At 45.4% G+C, this 20,724-nt stretch carries 21 protein-coding genes; 5 read left to right on the forward strand and 16 right to left on the reverse strand.

The genetic code is table 11. The features are described from left to right. Positions 1-97 precede the first annotated feature (97 nt). Positions 98-904, reverse strand: a complete 807-nt coding sequence (murI, locus tag N7U62_RS11435; RefSeq protein ID WP_264138103.1) for a glutamate racemase — start codon at positions 902-904, stop codon at positions 98-100. Between the two features lie 100 nt (positions 905-1,004). Here murI and N7U62_RS11440 point away from each other — a divergent pair, with 100 nt between their 5' ends. Both N7U62_RS11440 and N7U62_RS11445 read left to right on the forward strand, forming a co-directional pair. After that, on the forward strand, positions 1,005-1,535 hold the full coding sequence (locus N7U62_RS11440) for an Xre family toxin-antitoxin system antitoxin (protein WP_264138104.1): 531 nt from the start codon (positions 1,005-1,007) through the stop codon (positions 1,533-1,535). Beyond that, positions 1,532-1,969 carry an RES family NAD+ phosphorylase gene (locus N7U62_RS11445; protein ID WP_264138105.1) on the forward strand — a complete coding sequence of 146 codons (438 nt, stop codon included), beginning with the start codon at positions 1,532-1,534 and terminating at the stop codon, positions 1,967-1,969. The genes N7U62_RS11440 and N7U62_RS11445 overlap by 4 nt, the downstream gene beginning before the upstream one ends. Before the next feature lie 2 nt (positions 1,970-1,971). On the opposite strand, the gene N7U62_RS11450 is transcribed toward N7U62_RS11445, so the two are convergent. The 11 genes from N7U62_RS11450 to N7U62_RS11500 all read right to left on the reverse strand — a co-directional run bounded on the left by N7U62_RS11450 (position 1,972) and on the right by N7U62_RS11500 (position 14,413). Then, a complete protein-coding gene (locus tag N7U62_RS11450) occupies positions 1,972-2,730 on the reverse strand; it encodes a carboxylesterase family protein (protein WP_264138106.1) in 759 nt (252 codons plus the stop codon). Positions 2,731-2,926: 196 nt separating this feature from the next. After that, positions 2,927-3,787 (reverse strand): RnfABCDGE type electron transport complex subunit B, encoded by an 861-nt coding sequence (locus N7U62_RS11455; protein ID WP_264138107.1) that lies wholly within the window; start codon positions 3,785-3,787, stop codon positions 2,927-2,929. A gap of 4 nt (positions 3,788-3,791) precedes the next feature. After that, positions 3,792-4,649 carry a ferredoxin reductase domain-containing protein gene (locus N7U62_RS11460; RefSeq protein ID WP_264138108.1) on the reverse strand — a complete coding sequence of 286 codons (858 nt, stop codon included), beginning with the start codon at positions 4,647-4,649 and terminating at the stop codon, positions 3,792-3,794. A 23-nt stretch (positions 4,650-4,672) separates the two neighbouring features. Then, positions 4,673-4,882, reverse strand: a complete 210-nt coding sequence (locus N7U62_RS11465) for a hypothetical protein (protein WP_264138109.1) — start codon at positions 4,880-4,882, stop codon at positions 4,673-4,675. Then, entirely contained in the window at positions 4,879-5,460 is a 582-nt protein-coding gene (locus N7U62_RS11470) for an electron transport complex protein RnfA (RefSeq protein ID WP_264138110.1), read from the reverse strand. The genes N7U62_RS11465 and N7U62_RS11470 overlap by 4 nt, the downstream gene beginning before the upstream one ends. Beyond that, entirely contained in the window at positions 5,457-6,098 is a 642-nt protein-coding gene (gene rsxE / locus N7U62_RS11475) for an electron transport complex subunit RsxE (RefSeq protein ID WP_264138111.1), read from the reverse strand. Before rsxE ends, N7U62_RS11470 begins: the two co-directional genes overlap by 4 nt. Next, positions 6,091-6,765: an RnfABCDGE type electron transport complex subunit G gene (locus tag N7U62_RS11480; protein ID WP_264138112.1), complete on the reverse strand. Its 675-nt coding sequence runs from the start codon at positions 6,763-6,765 to the stop codon at positions 6,091-6,093. Before N7U62_RS11480 ends, rsxE begins: the two co-directional genes overlap by 8 nt. Continuing rightward, the gene (locus tag N7U62_RS11485) at positions 6,762-7,775 is read right to left on the reverse strand and encodes an RnfABCDGE type electron transport complex subunit D (RefSeq protein WP_264138113.1); all 1,014 of its coding nucleotides are present in this window, start codon (positions 7,773-7,775) and stop codon (positions 6,762-6,764) included. Before N7U62_RS11485 ends, N7U62_RS11480 begins: the two co-directional genes overlap by 4 nt. Beyond that, the gene (rsxC, locus tag N7U62_RS11490) at positions 7,775-9,124 is read right to left on the reverse strand and encodes an electron transport complex subunit RsxC (RefSeq protein ID WP_264138114.1); all 1,350 of its coding nucleotides are present in this window, start codon (positions 9,122-9,124) and stop codon (positions 7,775-7,777) included. Before rsxC ends, N7U62_RS11485 begins: the two co-directional genes overlap by 1 nt. A 20-nt stretch (positions 9,125-9,144) precedes the next feature. After that, positions 9,145-14,040, reverse strand: coding sequence for a 2-oxoacid:acceptor oxidoreductase family protein (locus tag N7U62_RS11495; RefSeq protein WP_264138115.1), 4,896 nt, complete (start codon positions 14,038-14,040; stop codon positions 9,145-9,147). Positions 14,041-14,059: 19 nt separating this feature from the next. Further along, positions 14,060-14,413, reverse strand: a complete 354-nt coding sequence (locus tag N7U62_RS11500; protein ID WP_264138116.1) for a HEPN domain-containing protein — start codon at positions 14,411-14,413, stop codon at positions 14,060-14,062. A 408-nt stretch (positions 14,414-14,821) separates the two neighbouring features. Here N7U62_RS11500 and N7U62_RS11505 point away from each other — a divergent pair, with 408 nt between their 5' ends. Continuing rightward, positions 14,822-15,127, forward strand: coding sequence for a type II toxin-antitoxin system TacA family antitoxin (locus N7U62_RS11505; RefSeq protein ID WP_264138118.1), 306 nt, complete (start codon positions 14,822-14,824; stop codon positions 15,125-15,127). Beyond that, positions 15,099-15,599: a GNAT family N-acetyltransferase gene (locus tag N7U62_RS11510; RefSeq protein WP_264138119.1), complete on the forward strand. Its 501-nt coding sequence runs from the start codon at positions 15,099-15,101 to the stop codon at positions 15,597-15,599. The genes N7U62_RS11505 and N7U62_RS11510 overlap by 29 nt, the downstream gene beginning before the upstream one ends. A 32-nt stretch (positions 15,600-15,631) precedes the next feature. On the opposite strand, the gene N7U62_RS11515 is transcribed toward N7U62_RS11510, so the two are convergent. The 3 genes from N7U62_RS11515 to N7U62_RS11525 all read right to left on the reverse strand — a co-directional run bounded on the left by N7U62_RS11515 (position 15,632) and on the right by N7U62_RS11525 (position 17,873). Then, positions 15,632-16,234 (reverse strand): hypothetical protein, encoded by a 603-nt coding sequence (locus tag N7U62_RS11515; protein WP_264138120.1) that lies wholly within the window; start codon positions 16,232-16,234, stop codon positions 15,632-15,634. A 152-nt stretch (positions 16,235-16,386) separates the two neighbouring features. Then, positions 16,387-16,884 carry a hypothetical protein gene (locus tag N7U62_RS11520; protein ID WP_264138121.1) on the reverse strand — a complete coding sequence of 166 codons (498 nt, stop codon included), beginning with the start codon at positions 16,882-16,884 and terminating at the stop codon, positions 16,387-16,389. A 245-nt stretch (positions 16,885-17,129) separates the two neighbouring features. Beyond that, positions 17,130-17,873: a hypothetical protein gene (locus tag N7U62_RS11525; RefSeq protein ID WP_264138122.1), complete on the reverse strand. Its 744-nt coding sequence runs from the start codon at positions 17,871-17,873 to the stop codon at positions 17,130-17,132. A 516-nt stretch (positions 17,874-18,389) separates the two neighbouring features. Between N7U62_RS11525 and N7U62_RS11530 the strand changes: the two genes are divergently transcribed. Further along, a complete protein-coding gene (locus tag N7U62_RS11530; protein ID WP_264138123.1) occupies positions 18,390-18,860 on the forward strand; it encodes an RNA methyltransferase in 471 nt (156 codons plus the stop codon). A 215-nt stretch (positions 18,861-19,075) separates the two neighbouring features. Here the strand turns inward: N7U62_RS11530 and N7U62_RS11535 are convergent, their stop codons facing one another. After that, positions 19,076-20,719: a glycosyl hydrolase family 28-related protein gene (locus N7U62_RS11535; protein WP_264138124.1), complete on the reverse strand. Its 1,644-nt coding sequence runs from the start codon at positions 20,717-20,719 to the stop codon at positions 19,076-19,078. Between the last annotated feature and the right edge of the window lie 5 nt (positions 20,720-20,724).

Consider the following 20,724-nt stretch of genomic DNA (forward strand, 5'->3'; position numbering starts at 1 on the left):
TTGATTTTAGAAGTCGCAAGATAAAAAATTAAGAAGGGAAAACCCTGATCCCAGATCAGCAAGTTTTCGGGGTGCAATCAATCAACAACAACAGCAACTACTCCCAAAGCGGGTACTTCTCAAGATGGATATCTTGATTGAAGAAAAGACTGGCAGCCTTTTCGAAAGCGGGAGTGATATCGGATACAAGAAACTGGTCATTGCCTTTGTTTTTCTCTCTGGTTAAACCCTGGGTCTCTAGCTGTTGTTTTAAATTCTGAGCCACAATATTAGCCGAATCGATCAACTCTACCTCGTTTTTGTAGAATTCTTTTAAATCCCTTTTGATAATCGGGTAATGTGTACATCCCAATATCAATGCTTCGATCCCTTCGAAACGTTCATCTCCGAGGTATTTGGCTATGATTTCATGACTAATATTGTCATGAATGAACCCCTCCTCGATCATGGGTACCAACAGCGGTGTGGCCAAAGAGGCCAACTGCACATCGATTTGCTTTGCCTTGATCTTAGATTCGAAAACCCCGGAATTGACGGTCTGAAGTGTGCCGATCAATCCGACTTTTTTCTGTACGTAGTTTTTGCCCAAAAGGTCGATCACGGGATCGATTACATTTAGCACTTTTGCCCTACTGCCGACATATTCCTTAACTAATTCGTAAGCTGCTGCCGAGGCGGAGTTACAGGCGATCAATATCACTTTGCATCCGCGCTCCAGAAGCACATTGGTAATCTTGATCGAATAAGACTGGATAGTAGTGGCAGATTTATCCCCATAAGGAAGATGGGCAGAATCACCAAAGTAGATCATATCTTCATTTGGCAACAAATTCTTTACTGCGCGAGCAACGGTGAGTCCCCCTGTCCCACTATCAAAAATACCAATTGGTGCATTTCTATCCATCAGGCTGCAAATATGCTGGAAAAATCGAGATTTGAAGTTTAGGATTTGAAAATTAAAAACGAAGCAATGAGATGAAATAAATCGAATCTAACAGACAGATATGAAGAAATCGGATGAAATAAATTTAGGAGAAATTTCTGATCACAAAATAAAAATAGTAAATTTGTCTAAAACAAAAAGACAAATGTCTGAACTGAAAAAATATAGCGAGCTAAAACAAGCCATAGACAAAGTAGAAGAGGCCGCCATCAGTTATGACACTCCTACCAAAAAGATTGAACTTTCACGTCAAGGGGTTTCTCCGGAGTTTGTATTGGACTTGATGACTGTTTATCAATTTTCGAAACAAGAAGCTTCTCGTTTAACTGACATTTCCTCCAAGACATTGGACAGGCATATCCAATCAGGCAAGTTTTTCACAGGCTTGCAGTCTGATCGCATTTTAGAATTGGCAGAATTATTTCATGAAGGCTTAGATGTTTTTGGTAGTCAAGAGAAATTCCTAAGGTGGCTCAGTTCAAGCCTTCCTGCTCTAGGAAACACTCGTCCCAAAGATTGGCTGGATACACATCATGGCATCCAAATGATTACGGATGAGCTTGGTCGAATCAAGCATGGCATTTTTGCATGAGAGTCTATCGAATCTGCCAAACCTACCCTCCAGATCATGATCCATTGGATGGAAGAGGCGCATTTCTGAATGGAGGACGATGGAACCATAAAGGTAGTTATGCAGTTTACACAGCGTCCTCTTTGGCACTCGCTCGTGCAGAGCTCGCCAGACATGTCAACCTGGAGTGTATTCCTGACAATTTCAGAGTATATGAAATCGAAATACCAGATCATCACCATCGTACGATAGACCCTATACCTGATGGATGGAATGCTGACCCTGAAGATTCTGAAACCAAAAAAATCGGTAGCGAACTACTTAAAAACCCAGACATCCTCTGTTTAAAGGTGCCTTCGATTTGTGATCCTGATTCCTTTAACTACATTTTGAACCCTACCTACAAAGACTTTAGTGAAGTCCAAATCATCAAACACTATCCATTCACCCCATAAGTCTACCTTCTTTGACTAAATAACCATTCCATCAACATGGGATCGCTATAAGCCGCCACCCAGGAAAAATGTCCAGCCTCAGGATAAAGTGTAAAGCCAGGGTTTGCACCGGCCTCCATCAATGCGGCTATCATTTGGGTTGACAAAAATGGCGAGACTCCCGCATCCAAGGCCCCATGAAAAACCCAAATGGGCATATGTGCAAAAGTCTGAGCCTTGCTGACATCTCCCCCTCCACAAACCGGCACTGCTGCAGCAAACAAATCCGGATATCTAGAGATCGCATCAAAAGTACCGAATCCACCCATCGAAAGCCCTGTGATATAAACACGATCTGGATCTACAGGCATAGTCGCAATGGTTTGATTGATGAGCTCAATCAGTAGCTTCATAGTAGGCGTGGGAGTTGGCTGCAGAGTCAGTTGATCTCCATAAGTATAATTACCCCAACCGCTGCCTGAAGGGCACTGGGGCGCTATCACGATCGGACGGTAGTTCTTCATCACTCGATCTGTAGCAAAATTCATCACACCCCATTTGAGTTGGGCCTCATTGTCATTGCCTCGCTCCCCTGATCCATGTAAGAAAATCACCAACGGATATCGACTGACCGTATCATAGTCCGACACCATTCTCCTGTATAGCAAGGTATCACCCGCATCACTTATATAAGCTTCATGACTAAAGGGTGAAACTTGAGCATAGGATAAACTGACGCAGCAAAACACTACGACAAGTAGAGATAGTAATTTAGTTTTCATTTGATGTTTAGCTTTATATAGGTGAATATAGTCTGTGTTCATGTAAACACACAAGTTCACTAAAATAATGAAAGCCAGGAGTTCAACCCTCACAAAAACTAGGGTAATTTTCTAAGCCTTATACTTCAAAAAACAGGCACCCGACGATGCGGATGCCCTATACTATTAACCAAAAACATACTTAATCTAACACTCATTAGGTCCAACCCATTTCTTTCTCGCTTTTTCTCAATACAGGTTTACTCTCCAGACCTTTTCGTTTCGTTCCGTCATCTTCTAACCAAACTATGGCTCCTGTGGGACAGCGCTGAATAGGTTTATCAGTTGCATGGCCTTTTGAATAAAGAATTTGAGGCAAGTTGCCTTCCATTTCGATGAGTGGGCCAGCGTCCATGGCACACTTGCCACAGGCGGTGCAGCCTACCTCACAGTCTTCCAAAACCTGATCGCCAGCATCCAGGCTTTTGCAGGCTACCCATAGCCTACGACTGATGGGCTCTAACGAAAACAAATTCTTCGGACAGACTTCTACACAATCCCCACAGGCGGTACATTTATCAGGGTCTACAAAGGGCAGCGAATTTTCATCCATAGAGATGGCATCAAAGTCACAGACTACCGCACAGTCACCCTTGCCCAGGCACCCCCAAAAACAACCTTTACCTCCTCCAGAGACTAAAGCAGCCGCAGTGCAGTTATCAAGCCCTTCGTATTGAGCCCGGTTGCGAGCTACATTTTTTCCTCCGGCACAAGCCAGTCGAGCGACTTGCTTTTCTTCTGCGCCAAGTGAAACACCCAGAAAGCTGGCAATCTCTTGTCTGGCGTCCTCTGAACTAACAGTACACTTTCCGGGCAGCACTTTGCCTTCTACCAACTGCTCAGCGAAAGGTCGGCAGCCGGGATAACCACAAGCCCCGCAATTGGCATGGGGCAACATATCTTCCACCTGATCGATCCTGGGGTCTTCATAGACATAGAGCTTCTTATTGGCTATCACGAGCATGACAGCCAATATCAGCGTAAGACTTCCCAGGGCGATTAAGGCAGTTACAATCATAGCATTAGTAAATAATTTCTCTCCATCTATTACCCGCTATCAGTTCGGCTTTTCGGGTCTGCCATGCGCCGTATGATCCCAGAATGTTCGAAAAGGCTATGTCTAGTTGCTCGTAGACCTTGTCATAGCCAGCCACATACACTCGGGTATTCACTTTATTGAGCATCTCCAGGATCTCGTCTGCTCGCTCTTCCATTCGGGCAGCTAAAGGAATATCATCCTTCATATGGGGGCGTGGACTCAGTGCATGAAAAGCCATGAATGTTTCCTGATCATAATAGTTGGTCAGGTCGCCATCCTTTTCGTTCAGATAAAGAAGCTCCAAACCACTTTTGGCTCCATAGAAGAGACGGATTTTTCCTTTCCAGTCTTTGACATCATGATAGATATGCTTGACGAAAGCACGAAATGGAGCGATGCCCGTGCCCATACCGATCAGAATCAAATCCGTATTCTTGTCTTCAGGAACTTCGAAAGGAAGCTCGTGTGGACCGGTAATAGTGATTTGATCTCCCGGATGTCTGTCGCACAAATAATTGGAAGCCACCCCATGGTAGAGCTCTCCATTAAATTCATCTACATAGTTGCAGCGCTTCACCAGCACTTTGATCTGTGTGCTTGTTTTTTGCTTCTTAGGCAAATCTGCCACGCTATAAAGTCTGTGGTGTCTCTTATTGCCAAATTGGCCTTTGTAATTGATCAGTACTCCAAAGCTCTGGTCAATCTTGGGTTCCCAGTTGGGATCTTCTACTTCGAGGAGTATCTCTCTGACTTCTTCTGTTCCTACAGGAGTCAATCGCTCAGAGTGCATCACCGTTGCGAGGTGGGCATCTGCCTTATCTAATTCTTCTAAATGTGCCATCGGTTCATTGGTTTATAGTCTTATTAATCATGTTTCAATTTCTTATTTACCTTCCTCGGACAGGCCAATCCACAGCCACAGCCCCCGCCCTGACAGCTAGATCGGCGGCCAGCAAGTGCATCTTCGTCACTGATGTAGTCCTCGAAAAGTCGCTTCCATACAGTCTGGATGCTAATCCACCCCAATACCATGGCTACCGTTGCGCCTATCCCTATGCTGAGTGAATAAATCATTGGCTTCCTAATCCTGAAAATCCCATAAATGCCAGAGACAAAATCCCGGCTACCAGCAAAGTGAGGACCGTGCCCTTGACCGTCTGCGGCACATCAGCAAAGTCCAATTTTTCTCTCAATCCTGCGATCAATACCAGCGCCAGCGTAAAACCGGCACCTGCCCCCAGCGCATACACGATGCTCTGCAAAAAGCCATAGCCTTTGGCTGTCTGAAAGAGGGCTAATCCGAGTATGGCACAATTGGTAGTAATCAATGGAAGGAAAATCCCTAATGCCCTGAACAGCGCAGGGCTCATTTTCTTGATGAACATCTCGACCAGCTGAACTGTGGAGGCAATCACCACGATGTAGCTGATCAACTGCAAGAAGGGTGCGTTAATCGCCTCCAGTCCCCAGTGGATCCCATAGGCACACATCGAGCTGATCAGCATCACAAAGGTCACCGCTGCACCCATTTTGGTGGCAGTAGCCATCTTGCCTGAGACCCCAAGGAATGGACAGATACCAAGGAAGTAGGCCAACACGAAGTTGTTGACCAAACTCGCTGAGATGAAGATATACCAGATCGATTCGTTCATGATGTTTTTCGGTGTTTAAGTAGATTGAAAAACAGTAACCAAAGCGCCAGCGTGAAAAAGCCGCCTGCTGGTAAAATCATCACCACCCATGGCTGAAAGCCCTCGGGGAAGAGCGCGATATTGAAAAGACTGCCGCTGCCCAAAATTTCTCTGATCGCACCTAAACAAAACAGTGCGAAGACAAAGCCAAATCCCATGCCCAGGGCATCCAAAATGGATTTGCCCATTCCGTTTTTGGAAGCAAAAGCTTCTGCTCGACTCAGGATCAAACAATTGACCACTATCAGTGAAATGAAAGCACCCAGACTGTTGTGCAGCTCGACGCTGATCGCCTGAATGGCATAATCGGTCATCGTCACGAAGGTGGCAATGATCAGGATATAGGAAGCGATCCTGACCTGTTTGGGAATGAACTTGCGAAGCAGTGATACCAGGATATTGGACATCAGGAGGACGAAAGTAGTAGCCAGTCCCATGGCCAGTGCATTTTCTGCCGTATTCGAAACGGCCAATACCGGGCACATCCCCAGCACCTGCACAAAGACCGGGTTGTCCTTCCAGAGTCCTTTGACAAACTCATTGGTGGAGGGACTACTCGCCAGCGTTGCAAAAAAGCCATGTTCCTGATTCCTATTCATCGCTGAGTTGATTTTGTAGTTGATCCAAATGCTGCTGAATGATGGGCGTCCAGCGATTGGCACTTTGATTGATAATCGCACCAACTGCACGAGAAGATATCGTCGCACCGGTGATGCCATCTATCTGCCAGGGTTCTTCTTTTTCGCCATTCTTCACCGTGACGACCTCATGTGCCAATCCAGATTTATCCTCATTCAAGGCCACATCCAAGGCATGGAAGTTGGCCAAAAAGTCTTCTTCCTTTCCTATTTTATCTCCGAGCCCGGGAGTCTCTTTGGTTTCCAATACCTGAAAACCTATCACCTGCTCCTGGATCGGGTCATAACCATAGAGCACTTTGATTTTGTCGGCATAGCCCTGACCTTCGCCTTTTATCGCCACTCCCACCAGTTTCCTCTCCTGGTCATAGCCGGCATAGATCAACTCTTCACCCGGCCCATCCTTCTCCAGTTTTCCATCTACTAGAGCAAAAGCTACGGTCTCTGAAGTACCAGGCACCACATTGAAAATGGCCTTCTCCAGCGCCTCAGCCTTCAAATGCTGCACACGAGGCAAAGTCCCTTCATAGGTCAGGACAATCAGCAAGGCGCAAATGACACCTATGCCTCCCATGGTCAAAAGCATCTTTTGACTGCTGACTTGTTCGCTATCTACCATTTCAGTCATGAGGAGATCTTTTTAGTTCCGTAAACACGCGGCTGTATGACTTTGTCTATCTGAGGAGCCAAAGCATTGCCTATCAATATGGCGTACATCACACCTTCTGGCAGTCCGCCCAATAGACGAATGACCACCACCAGCAGCCCAATCATGATTCCATATATCACCACGCCTAGAGATGTAATCGGAGACCCCACCATATCGGTCGCCATAAATACCGCACCCAGCATCAGCCCACCAGAAAACAACATAAACTGAGGACTGGGATAACTTTCGGGATGGGAAAAATGCATGATCGCGCTAAGCAAGTACACTGTAGTGAGGATGGCTACCGGGATGCGCCAGTTCATCATTTTTCTTATGATCAGATAAAGCCCTCCAATGAGGATAACCAGCGTAGAAGTCTCGCCAGCAGAACCACTGACTAATCCTAGCATCAAATCCTGCGTCTCAGCGACGACCTTATCAAACTTCCAGGCCGAAAGTGGGGTAGCACCACTGACCGCATCGACTACCGGCTCCATAAAAGGAAGCGCCAATACAGAGGAAGCCACCGAGCCAAAACGATCCGATGCAAAAGGCTCGCTCCATGTCGTGATCGCTACTGGAAAGGCAGCCTGCAAAAAAGCACGTCCTACCAGAGCGGGGTTGAACACATTGTAACCCAGACCGCCAAAGACGAATTTGCCAAGTGCGATGGACACGACTCCACCGATGAAGACCATCCAAAGTGGAAAGGATGGTGGTAGCGTCAGACCAAAAAGCAAGCCCGTAATCACGGCCGACCAGTCTCCAATCGTACTATCCTTAGTAGACCATCGACACAGCACATGCTCCGTCAGCACGCAGGCAATGACCGCTGTGGCTATCACCAATAAAGCATTTAATCCAAAAGCATAAATGGAAAAGGCCGCCACAGGCAGTAGGGCATAAACCACATTGCGCATGATGTCGACGGTGCTCACGCCTTTCACTAGGTGGGGCGAAGTGCTGATATGTAAAGTCTTTCTTTCCATCACGCGACTTTTTGTTTGGCTTTGCGTTTTCGGACGATCCCTTTGGCGAGCCTGAACTGCTGTACCAAGGGAATATGAGAGGGACAGACGTAAGAGCAAGAACCACATTCGAAGCAATCCATCAGGTGCTGCTGCTCAGCCATCTCGTCATAGGCTTTGGACTTGGCTAGGATGCCCATTCGCGAGGGGTTGAGGAAAAGCGGACAGGCATCCACGCAAGCCCCGCAGTTGATGCAGGGATAGACTTTTTGATTGGCCCTGATGTCTCGCTCGGTGAATACCACCACGCCAGAAGTCCCCTTGGTGATGGAGATATCCAGATTGGATACCGCCATGCCCATCATCGGACCTCCCATGTACACTTCTTTGATCGTGCCTTCAATACCTACCTGCTCCAGTGCGAAACGCAACGGCGTACCGATGGGGATTAGGTAATTGCCCTTGTCGAGTACACCGGGTCCGGTGATGGTAATCACCCGCTCCTGAATGCCCCGCCCATGGGGTAGCAATCGACCGATCTCTGCGGCAGTTGCCACATTGACCACCACTACACCTACATCTATGGGCAATCCGCCAGAGGGTACTTCCCTCCCCAGCACCGAAGTGATTAGCATCTTCTCAGAGCCCTGAGGATACTTGACTGGCACAACTTGAACGGTCACCGGTAGATCTTCAGGAATGTGTTTGGATAGGTGAATGGCCGCATCTTTCTTGTTGGCCTCTATGCCTATGATGGCTTTGGGTGCCCCAGTGGCTTTCAGCAGATAGCGAATGCCGGTCATGATATCAGCTTCCTGCTCTAGCATCACGCGATGGTCGGTGGTGAGGAAGGGTTCGCATTCGATCCCGTTCAACATCAAAACCTGGCAGTTCTTGTCTTCTGGCACTTTCAATTTCACATGAGTAGGAAAGGCCGCTCCGCCCAATCCTACAATACCTGCTTGTTGTATACCAGCCAGTATCTCTTCCTGAGTGGCTGTTTCTACATCTATAGGTTCTCCCTCAATCGCTTCCTGTCCGGAAGCGGGATAAGGCTGTATATGAATCCCCGGCACCATCTTGCCTGATAGCGTGGGCACATTGTTGATTTTGGTGATCACTCCTGAAACAGGAGAGTGCAAGGGAACCGAGACATAGCCCGAAGCTTTGGCCAGCAGTTGTCCACGGAGTACCTCCTGCTTTTCTCGCACGACTATCTTGGAGGGAGCCCCGAGATGCTGTGCAATAGGCAATATGATTTCAGGAGCAAATGGGAACTGTCGGATGGCTGATCCGGCAGTTCCATGCTTGTTTTCCGGGGGGTGGACCCCGTGTCTAAATGTTCGTTTACTAAAAGTAATCAGACTCATAGATCCTCTCCATTTTCAGACTAGTTGAATTTTTCGCCTCGGGCGATCCATTTGTCTATGTCTTTTTCGTTTTGATCTTTTGGCAATCCCGGATGAATCACACCTGCGGTGCATTTTTCTGCCGCTTTCACCAGATCCTGATAGGTGCCGCCATCACTGTTTTTGATGTAGGCGTGCTTATCACCATCGTAGGAGAAAATCTTGGAGTTGATCTTGATGCACTCATCGCAAGAGGTACAATGCTCCGACTCGATCCAGGGTTCCTGAGCGGACCCGTTGGTGCTAGCCTCTACCGGTGCTTCCTCTACTTTTTCTACTGCATCCTGTACCAGATTCATGACGCCAGCCTCGGGATCTCCTGCCATTTTCATCAGTCCCTGAGCAATCTTGCCCACTACTTCTGATCGGATTTTGGCTTCCAGATCTTCTGGCTCTTTTTCGTCTGGTTTGATACCGGCCATGTCTCTGAGCATGATCCAAAAATCTCTGCGCTCCTCACAGGATTCGACGATCGGCTTGGCGACCATCACTCTGCTGAGCTGTTGTTTTTTGTCTACCGCCCAAATGAATGGGTACTTGCCTTCTCTGTCGCTTTCGCTCATTTCGAGGAAGTCGGCCAGGACTACCATGTCATCATTCCAGGTGTCGCGTGGCGCTTTTCTGAAATGCTTCCTGAAGCGTGCCTCGGTGATCGCAAAGTCCGCAAAGGTCATTGCTACTTCCATGGTTTTTTCGCGACCGTTCTCTCTGTACTTCAACTGATAAGTCGGCCAGATTTTGTCCATGTCCGGATTGCCGGATAGGTCGAAAGCTTCTGCCGCTTTGATACTGACATCAGGGTTGTACTTGAAGATCGGATATGCACGTGACTCCATTGCGAGCCTGGCCTGGTGCACGCCTAGATCATCCCCCACACCGTGCTCTGGTTGGCAGGTAGTGTAGAGATTGAAAAGTGCAGGCCGCTTGGCCATCAGTCCATCAATGAAGCCCTCAATCATATGACTGGTATTGGCCATGCAGCTCTGCATCACATAGGTGTTTCTGTGGGCCATGGCGATCAGGCCGATTTCTTTCCTTGGCTCTGGCTTTCCTTTCCAGACTTTGCCGTATTGGGCCATGTCCGAAATCTGACCGATAAAGCCCGAAGTACATGCCTGACCTCCTGTATTAGAATAAACCTGCGTATCGACAATGATCGCTTTGATCGGCTTGCCGGAAGCCATCATTCGGGATAGGTTTTGGAAACCAATGTCGTACATCGCACCATCACCTCCCAGCGACACGACTGGTGGGCACAGGTGCCACTCTTCGTCTGTAAACTGCTGCCAGGTAAAGTAGGTAAAGAATTCCTGATGCTGTGCAGGTTTGTAACCTTCGCTCAATTCTATTTCCGCCTGGCGGATGGCTTTGAAGCCTTCAGCCATTTTGGACATGTGTCCTTCGAAGATCCCCATCGCTAGTGACGGTGCATCCTGGAAGAGATGATTCGCCCAAGGGAATGGATAGGGATTGAAAGGATAGGTACTGCCCCAGACCGAAGTACACCCAGTCGAGTTGGTCATACCCATCGAAGTACGGCCCTTGCCGGTGACGCCTTCGGTGTATTTCCACTTCAGGTTTTTCAGTTTGGCCAGCACCTGCGTCATGGTTCTGAGCCATTCCTGATCAATAGGTTGTTTGCCGTTTTCTGCTTCTATGCGATCGGCTATTTCTGAAATGGTCAGATCCGAATTTTGATGATTGGCCATCACCTTAGAGATCAAGTCAGGATCTCCAATATTTACATTATCGAAGAGCTTGGACTGAATATGTTTTTCCAATTTGTCGACCAGCTCGGTCAGATGCGCTACATGTTTTTCGATCCTTGGCTGCATCAGTGACTCTACAGTCGCGACAAATAGATGCACCACAGATTTTTCAGAACAACCGAGACAAGCTCCATCTCCACTGGCGAATTTGTTGTAGGCTTCTTTGTTGAGAAGCAGGGTTTCTAGCGGACCGATTTTCTCTTCCAGACTATCGATTCGTTTGTACTGATCTGGAGTGTTCGGCAGATCCGTCCAGAAGTTATAATCCTGTCTGAGTCGGGCTACCGATCCCTCGGTCTGAATCACTTTCTGTAGGGCATTGTCCTCGCAAACCTCGATACATTCCATGCAGCCTTTGCAGGTCTGTGGATTGACCGTGATACTGAAGAGACCACCCGATCCGGCTTCTTTCTTCTCATGTAGATCGTAGTAGGGACGAGTCAGCGCGAACTGGAAGTCTCCCAGCTCTTCTCTAAACCAGGTCAGTTCTTTGCTCAGTTTTTCATCGCCCTCTTTGATCAGGTCGTCGATCACATCCTGAATCAGGTTGTTGACCGTAGCACCTTTTTCTGTCTCGGGGAACAAAGCACGAACCTTGGGCTCCATCGTACGGACTACCTTAGGCAGTTGCTCTAGTTCTCCATGATTTTTTCTTACTCGTTTTACCACCGTATCCAGCACATCCGACAGCTTGCTGACCAGGCCCGGTATCGCGGTATCGGGACAGACCGTGTAGCAATTGCCACAGGCCGTACAGTTGTTAGGGATCCACTCGGGATGCTCGAAACGTATGCCGGTCATGTCTCTGAACAGCGAAGTAGTCGCCGGCATCACACTTAGCCCGATGAAGGGGTCGGTGATATTGTCATTGCCCATGCCTTGTGCATAAAAACTACCCGTTTGCTCCCAGAAACGATGCACATCACTTTGCTCTGATTGGCTCTTCGGCATGGATTTTAGCATTTCCGGAATAGGTGGTGTCAGGCCATTGGTGACATTGATTTTTTCTTTGGATACAACCTTGTTGGTGATCTCTTTTACCTCGTCGAAACCTCTGCGAACAACGCGCATGTTGTCGTCCACCACGCGCTGGCCTTTGGAACCAAATTTTTTGGTGACCTGATCTTCGATGGCTTTCAGTAGGGTTTGCTCCGTCAGATTCGCTGTTTTCATCAGTGGAGATGCCGCAAAGAAAGCCCCCTGGAAAGCGATCCCCTGCATTCTCAACTGCAGCTCTGGATCAGTCGCTTCTTCTCTGGCGATTTTGAATCCATCGATGTAGAAGATATGAATGTCCTGATCGACGATCAATTTCTGATAGTGCTTCGGTATGTCCGCCCAGACTTCATCTGGTTTCTTCTTGTCACTTTGGATGATGAAACATCCGCCTTTTTTCAAACCGGCCAGTGCATTGGTATGTTTGAATACGTTAGGGTCCGGGGATAGCACCACGTCTACGAAGAAGTATTCGCAGTTGATTCGGATCGGTTCAGGGGCGGCTGTGAGGTAGTAGGTCGTCGGTTGACCTTTCTTCTCAGAGCCATATTTAGGGTTGGCCTTGATGTCATAGTCCAGCAGATCGAAAAGCGTCATGGCCAGGTTCTTACCTGTGGTCATGGCACCCCATCCCCCCACAGAGTGGAAACGAACGGTGATCGAACCTTGAGGCATCAGATTAGGATTTTCAGATCCATGCACGGCCAGCTCCTTCACATTAGGATAGTTGGCCATGATGTTTTCCTGATGCGTACGCTGCTTTGGCGTATAGGCTTTGTCCCGGATGAAATCGATGGACAGGTAAAACAATTTCTTATGCTTGCCTTTCGGTAGCATATTTTCTATCGCACCTATGATACCCTCTGGCTGCAAATCTCTACTTCCCATCCCAAAGGAACCAGAATACAATGCAGGCATATCTTCTGGTCTGAAGGATTCCAGTTCAGGATAAGGCTTGCCGTTTTTGCTGCGGCCATTCTCCAGACATTTGTTGAGGATGGAGCGGGTCTCTCTGATGATCGGTAGGTCAGCCGCCAGCGGTTGATCCAGTCTTTCGAGAACCGTCACTCCTTTTTTGCCTTTGAGCAATTTGGCCAGCAAATCGCCGGGGAAGGGACGGAACATCATCAGGTCCACCACGCCGACTTTCACTTTGTACTTGTCACGCATGTAGTCGGCCACCACTTCGGCACTAGACACCACGCTACCCTGACCCAGGATCAGATAGTCTGCATCGGCAGCCCTATAGGACATGACGCGATGGTAGCGACGACCGGTCAGCTGATAGAATTCGCTCATGGCCTGATCGGTCAACTCCTTGATATGATCGAAGAAGTAAGGACGCTGAGCAGCTACCGACTGCATATAGGAATCCTGGTTTTGGACGATCCCCGCCATCATCGGATTATCGACATCCCATAGCTCTGGGATGCGTCGGCGCTGATCGCCATAGATCATGCGCTGGGCTGGAGTCGGCGTATTGATGATATCGTCGGGCCGACCCAAATATTCTTTGATTAAGTCTCTTTCTGGTAGATTCAAGGACTCGATGAGGTGAGTCGTGAGGAATCCGTCTTGAGCGATGGCCCCCGGGGTAAGGGACAGCTCTGCGATACGGTGCGTGATGATGTTGAGGTCTGCCACGTGCTGGGCATTTTTGGCAAACATCTGGAAGAAGCCCGTGTCGTCGATGGCATGGTAGTCGTCGTGACCTGCGTGCACGTTGAGCGTGGACTTGGTCATGGCTCGTGCGCCTATGTTGAGGACGTAGGTCAGGCGCTTGCCGACCGCAGCATATAAGGACTCGTGCATGTAGGCGATCCCCTGACCGGAGGAGAAATTGGCGGCTCGCTGGCCGGTCATAGAAAGGCCGGCAGTAACGCCGGCAGCTGCATGCTCTCCCTCTGGTTCGATGAAGATCAGTGGTTTGTCCGAAATGTTGAGATGGCCTTTGGCGGCCTCTTCTGCCCAGTATTCCCCCATCTGGGTGGAGGGTGTGATGGGATAGGCGCCTGCGGCATCAGAGGATTCACGCTCGCACATAATGGCCGCAGTGTTTCCATCCAATGCGACTCGGACGCCTGGATATTTAAATTTTTTATCTGAAGACATAATCGTAAAGTTTGGTGGATCATATAGGTCTTACCATCAATTGGGTTTTCTCAGCGAGCTTTAGATAATCCTGAGCCCTATTGATATTCATCCAATAATCATCTGTGTCTTTGGGGTGTTGGACAAAAGATTGGTTGAGTTCCCCAAACTTCCTATCTCGTTGGGTCACGAGATCTAGCAGTTCCTTTAGTTCTGCTTCTCGGCTAAAATTTACGCCTGCGTTTATCAAGTAACCCTTCAAGTAATCAGCAATAGCCAGGTGGCAATTTTCGCATACGAGATAGGGGACTATATCTTCCTCAGGACGCATCATTTCCTCTCTGGCCGCTGCTAAAAGCTGTTCGGCCTGGCTGTAGACATTGAGCGTTTCCATGACATGCTATATTTTGTTTGGATTCAATTTAGCTTCAATATCTATTCTCAAAAATGAGCACCATCAGGAAGCAATATGATATACATCAAGAAATAGCAGACTTAAAATACTTAATTAAGAAATGCAGTGAATCGATCCCGTCCTGAGATAGGGGGATAGAAAAAGTGTCGAGATGATGGAGTAATGGTAAATGGTGAATTTTGTAAATCGAATGATCCTTGACCTCAATTAACATTCATACTCTCGGTCTCAACAGTCCCTTCAAAAAGGATTGGATGGTTTTTTAGAGATGGTGTCAATTGTAGCTTGCAAATATTTATTTTGTATTGTACGGAAATAAGACGTACATTTACATTGTTGGTATTCAAGGCCTAAGGGTAAGCCACGATAAAAGACAAAGGATAAGTCATGTCAACACTTTCAAAAGACAGAATTGATGTTCGAATTAGTAAAGAACAAAAAGAGTTTTTCAAGTATGCGTCAGAGTTACGTGGATTTAAAAGTTTGTCAGAATTTGTCATACACTGTGTCTTCGAAGAGTCAAATAAAATCATTAAGGACAACAACCTTATTGTCAACACAATAGAAGACAAAGAAAGATTTATTGAGGCTATTTTAAATCCACCATCTCCCAATGCAAACCTTAGGAAAGCTCAATTGAATTACAAAAATTTTATTGAGGCCAGTGAAACCAATAATAGAAATTCTAAATAACAGCCACCAAAAGAAAGAGTTTGACTGTGGAAACTCAATGCTGAATAATTACATTCGGCAACAAGCTAGACAAGATGTTAAAAGGGACTTATCTGCATGCTTTGTTCTCAATGATAAATTGAGTCAAAAGGTAATCGGCTACTACACATTATCATCTAATTCAATACCAAGAGACGATTTTCCAGATTATCTAATTAAAAAGTTGCCACCTTCATATGTTAATCTTCCGACGATATTGTTAGGAAGGCTGGCCATTGATAAGAATTTCAAAGGAAAGGGCTATGGTGAATTAATTTTAATTGATTCATTAAATAGGTGTGTTGAAATCTCACAAAATTTGGGAACATTGGCAATAGTTGTTGATCCAATTGATATCGATGCAACTAAATTTTATGGTAAATATGGTTTTATCGAGCTTTCTGGAACAGGAAAGATGTTCATTCCAATTAAGACAGTTGAACAATCTATTTAAACTGGGTATAATTGAACCTTTCTCCTTCTGTATTAGTCATGACACACCTCTTTCTTAAAAACCTGAATTTTTTCATAATCGGTAATATCAAGTAAATCTAATAGCTGCAGCCAGGTTATAATTCCAGTTCTGTGATAATGGACCAATACTTCTTTGAAGTGCTTTAACCTTTCAGTTTCAGTCTGCTGAAATACACACCTCAACTCCTCTCCACTTTTTAGTTTTACTACTAGTAGATTATCAAGTCCATTTGATAAATGTGGAGTAAATTCCACTATTGAGTTCATGAACCTACCTCGAATGTCCTCAATTTGTACAAAGTCCAGGATTTTAATTTCCGAAAGACTATAACTCTCCTGATCGATTTGCACTCGGTCATTCCAAAAAATCAATTCCCCCGTGTACTCACCAAATTCACTTTCGTACCTAAAAAAGTTCACTACCATTAATCCAATGATATAAATAAACCAGACAATGGCAAAATTAGTACCCCATCCATTAAAGTCGTTTCCAAACGAATGTTCCATATAGCCAATAAAGAAAAGACCTATGGTTAAAGAAACACCGATCCATTGTTCTGGATTTAAAGGGATGCCCCTTTTCTTTTTAAACAGTCTTAGACTTCTCTGTTTCATTTATAACAATGCCCTGTTTTGGCTCATGGCAGCAAAATAGTGAATCTACCGGTGGACGCAAAGAATCAGATTGGAAGATGGGCTTTACAATCCCTTCTAAACATGTTGACCAATGAAACTCCATTCATAGAGACGTCTGATATTCTCATTTTTTAGCAACCGCAATAGTTCTTAAGCATTGTGCATTTCTCCTGTTCGATAATTTGGAAATAGCAACCGACTCCTTTGTCTTTAGGTTGAAACTTAGTCTGTTCTGTATTCCATTCATTTTCGATTTCAGTTCTATCGATTTTGTATAATTCTTCAACAAACCTGACCAAACTTTGCCGATCGGTTTTAGGTAGAATCATAACAATTGAAGCCCCTCCTGCTTCTCGACACTGTTCGAATGAGTAATTGATTCCGTATTCAAAATCTTGATTAAACGAACAAATACTATAATCTGGATAATCGTAGAAAATGACTTCCTTTTTTCTTTCGACACTATCCAAAGTATTTGTTAAGTACAAATAAATTAAATCGTCAGAATACCCAGCTTTTTCATACTCATCCTGAATTTGGTCAGTTTTTATTTGAGGCATTTGAAATTCTTGAGAGAATCCAGTAAATGCAATTAGAAGTAGAATTAAACTAAAGTAATAACGTTTCATATAATTGAGAGGGTCAATTAATTATTCTATTAACTGTTGCCCTAAAATAAGAGATAAAAATGATTTGGAGAGTTTCATTGGGCATTGGTTAAGAGACTCACCGTTGAACTATGCCTTTGGTAGGGGGTTTTGGTGCAAATTGGAGAAAAAATGAGTATCAATATTCTTGCGTTGCAAACGCTCAACTCACACATCCTCGTTGCGTTCTGCTAAATGAGGAAGGGATTGGATAGATGATGTTGTGCTTAATATTTCTTTACAATTTCAAATTTATCATTCTTCCATTCTAAATCAATTATTTTATATAAATATGGTTCAATTGATTCTATGTATCCTTTATTCTTTTTATAAATTTCTAAATCAGGGTGTAGATAATAAGAATACCTTATACTTTGATTATCGGTTTGAAATGAAAATTGGTCAATCATTATTTCATTTAAGACATTCATTTTGTCTTTGAAACTCACACCTCTTTCATTTACATAATGTAAGTTTATAATGTTGTCAAAAGATTTGATATTAGGTAGATATTGATTGTTTTTTACTTTAGAATATTCATCTTTATTCTTAATGTAGAATTCTATCAATTCACTTTCTTTGTCATGATGCTCTTGAATAGTTATCCCAATAAGGATTGTGTCATTTGACAAAGTCCAATAAGACATGGAGTAATACTTTATATCATCAATAGAGAATGTATGAGCTGCGAACTCCATGTATTTTTCTTCCGGATTAAATTTTATTATAAAATATGTAATGTGGTTTTCTTCTAATCTTTGTTCGACGCTTTCATCTAAAGGCAATACTTCATAATTAGGTAAATTCATATACATCTTTTTAGAACCTATTAAAGTACGTCTTGAATTTGCATCTAATTTTTTGAAAAATTGATCATCAAGTGGTAAATCGATAAACAGTTGCTCAAGGAGTGATTGACTAAAACAAGTATAGTTGTATAAAGTGAAAATTATAATGATGAGGAATTTCATAAATCAAGCATAATAATTAAACTTACTCTACTCAGTACTCCCGCAATATAACACAACGCATATTTTAGCCAAAGCTCCCTACTTAGCACCTGCTATGCGGGAAATGAACCTGATGCGCAGGGCTCCTGCAAGTTGCAGCAAGCCATCGCACGGAGTTGCAAGCTTCGCGCAGATTGCAGGAAGCAATTATATGCTGTTGCAAGCCTCCTACAAATTGCAGGAAGCTTGCAACTATGGTAAATCTGTCCCTGCAATTTGCAGGGCCGTTGCAACTCTATTAAATCTCTTGCTACAATTTGTGGCGGCCTTGCAACAACATGTAATCCGTTGCTGCAAATTGCGGCGGGGTTGCAACAGGGTGTGATAGCTAGGCTATGATCTTTTGGGAGAGTTTTATTCACTAGCATTGTAGAATCAATTATGGTTTGATAGCCTTATCTGCCCCTAACCCAAAAAATCCTCCTGGCTTTTGGAATCTTCTCCTGAATTGCTGCTTTTTGCCATGCAATTGGGAACATGGACGAAATGGGAATAGACAACTTTGATTCGGAGTATTTTGGGATAGGGATTCAAAATGGGAAAACGCCTGAAAATCTGGGCGTGCTATGGCGGTCGGCCCAAAACCTGGGTGCGAGTTTCATATTCACCATTGGCAATCGCTACGACAACCAGGCCTGCGATACACACCAGTCAGTCAAATCCATGCCCTACTTTCATTATCAGGATTTTGATGACTTCTATGCTCACCTACCTAAGGGGGCTCGTTTGGTAGGCGTAGAGATGACGCCTAAATCCGAAGCGCTGGAGAGTTTTCACCACCCCAGACGGTGTGTCTATCTGCTAGGCGCAGAAGATCACGGCCTCTCCAAAAAGGCCATCGAAAAGTCTCACATGTTGGTCAAGTTCCAATCCGAAAAAAGCCTCAACGTGGCAGTGGCCGGCAGTATAGTGCTCTACGATCGTGGCTTGCCCAAGCCGAGGGTTTAGCAAAAGCTGTAGTTAATAGTTATTAGGATATTGAGTTAATAGGAGTTGATTTTGTGGAAAATCAATTGAATCGGGGATTTTTAATCTAAAACTGTACAAACTATTTCAAGATAAAAGTATCGTAAAGAGCTCTAGTGAATAATTAAGGGATTAAGCGATACAAAAAATGCGACCCTAACCGGATCGCATTGACTAAAAACTGAATAAGTACTGTACTATTTTTTTCTTTGGAGCAACTGATAAGTGAAAAGTGAGGGCACCTTTCTCAATTCCTGATTGGTAGCTGCGATGTAGGGTTGAGGACCATATTGGATTTTGATAGGGCGATTGGCATGAACCCCCACCAGTCGAGCTGAGGGGCCGTCTTTCATGCCATCCAGGGTGACCTCCTCCTCCTGATCAAAGCCATTCAGAAAGTTCACCTTGACATTCCAAAAAGTGGTAAACGCCCCATGCGAAGGTTTCCAATATCCTGCCCCTCCACCTGCAAAAAGCGGATAGCTCTGCTGACCATTCAGATCCACATATACCGTGATGTTATCAAACAGGTTTTGGTGATTGGCCCCTGAATGCTGGTCCAGGACGGGTTCCTGATAGACAAAACAATTGGAGTATACGCTTTTGGTCGCGTGGGTATTGAAACTCAGAGGATGTTTCACACGATTGCGTACATGCAGGTTAGACACGAACACATTGTGTACACTGCCCATACTCACCGAGTAGTGAGCCATCTTCTCGCCTGTGGTTTCGATATTGTCAATGGTCACATTGGATATCTGCTCCGTCAGGATTCCACTGTCTGCATTTTTGATCTTCACATCTGTGACCCAGCCATTGAATAAGTTGGTAAGGTAGATGGCATTGTATCCGTCCTCTACATGATGGGCGATATTGGGTGCCATTGGAAACTCAATATTGAAATGCTCAATCCCCACTTCCTCGAGATGTTTCCACTCCACCAACTTGGGATTCCAGCCGACTCTAATATCATGTAGCAAAGGGTCTTTGATTCTGAAGCTTCCCTTTTTCACCTCTTCGATTTGTACTTGTTGGATCACCAGCGCATGGTCCGGGTAGTTCCAGTGATGAGACCCTACTTTGAGCTTTGCTCCATCATAGAGCTCCTCGATCAGTGACCCCTCCTTTCCTTCCGGATTGTACCATTCTATCAGAGCGACATCTCCGACCTTTAGACCTTGTGTTGATGAGGCTTTGATCCAGTGTTGGCCTCTTTGACCAGCGCTTAATTCCGCCAGTACATGGGGAGCCTCATCATATTTATCCAGGTAGGACTTTACTCTTGCCCCTTCTACTTGCACCCAAATCATGCCTCCCGACCAGGCATATTGGGAAAAGGGTAAGTCTAGATTATTCTCTGGTTCGCGCTGTCTTTTGTCCAGCTCTACGAGGTATTCGCGCAGCTCTGCCAGCGCCTCGGGATCTTCGAAATAGCGCATAGGTCTGGGATAGTAAAGTGTCGTCCCTCCACTGCCGCTACCTGCCCCACTCAGTACCAAATCGCTCCTTCGGATATAAAGAACCTCGCTCAAGATAAATCTCCCAGCAGGAAATACGACTCGTACCTTTCCCTCAGTCTGGTGGGCTGTCTCCATCGCCTGGCGCAGCGCCCGACTGTCATCGAGTCCATCATCAGGGATCGCCCCAAAATCGCTGACATTGATTACCTCAGCTTCTGTCTGAAATGGAATCTCCTCCTCACTGAAATGATAGCCTGCATAAGAGAAATCAGGTAAATAATGTTCCTTCTGGACACTGGACTGGGTCAATATCTGTGGCAATTGCGCCTGTAAGCTTGCGCTGGCAAATAAGAAGATCGCGCAGAATAGATGTCTTTTCATTTTGG

It is taken from the genome of Reichenbachiella ulvae (genome assembly GCF_025833875.1).
In the GTDB taxonomy this organism is placed as follows: Bacteria; Bacteroidota; Bacteroidia; order Cytophagales; family Cyclobacteriaceae; genus Reichenbachiella; species Reichenbachiella ulvae.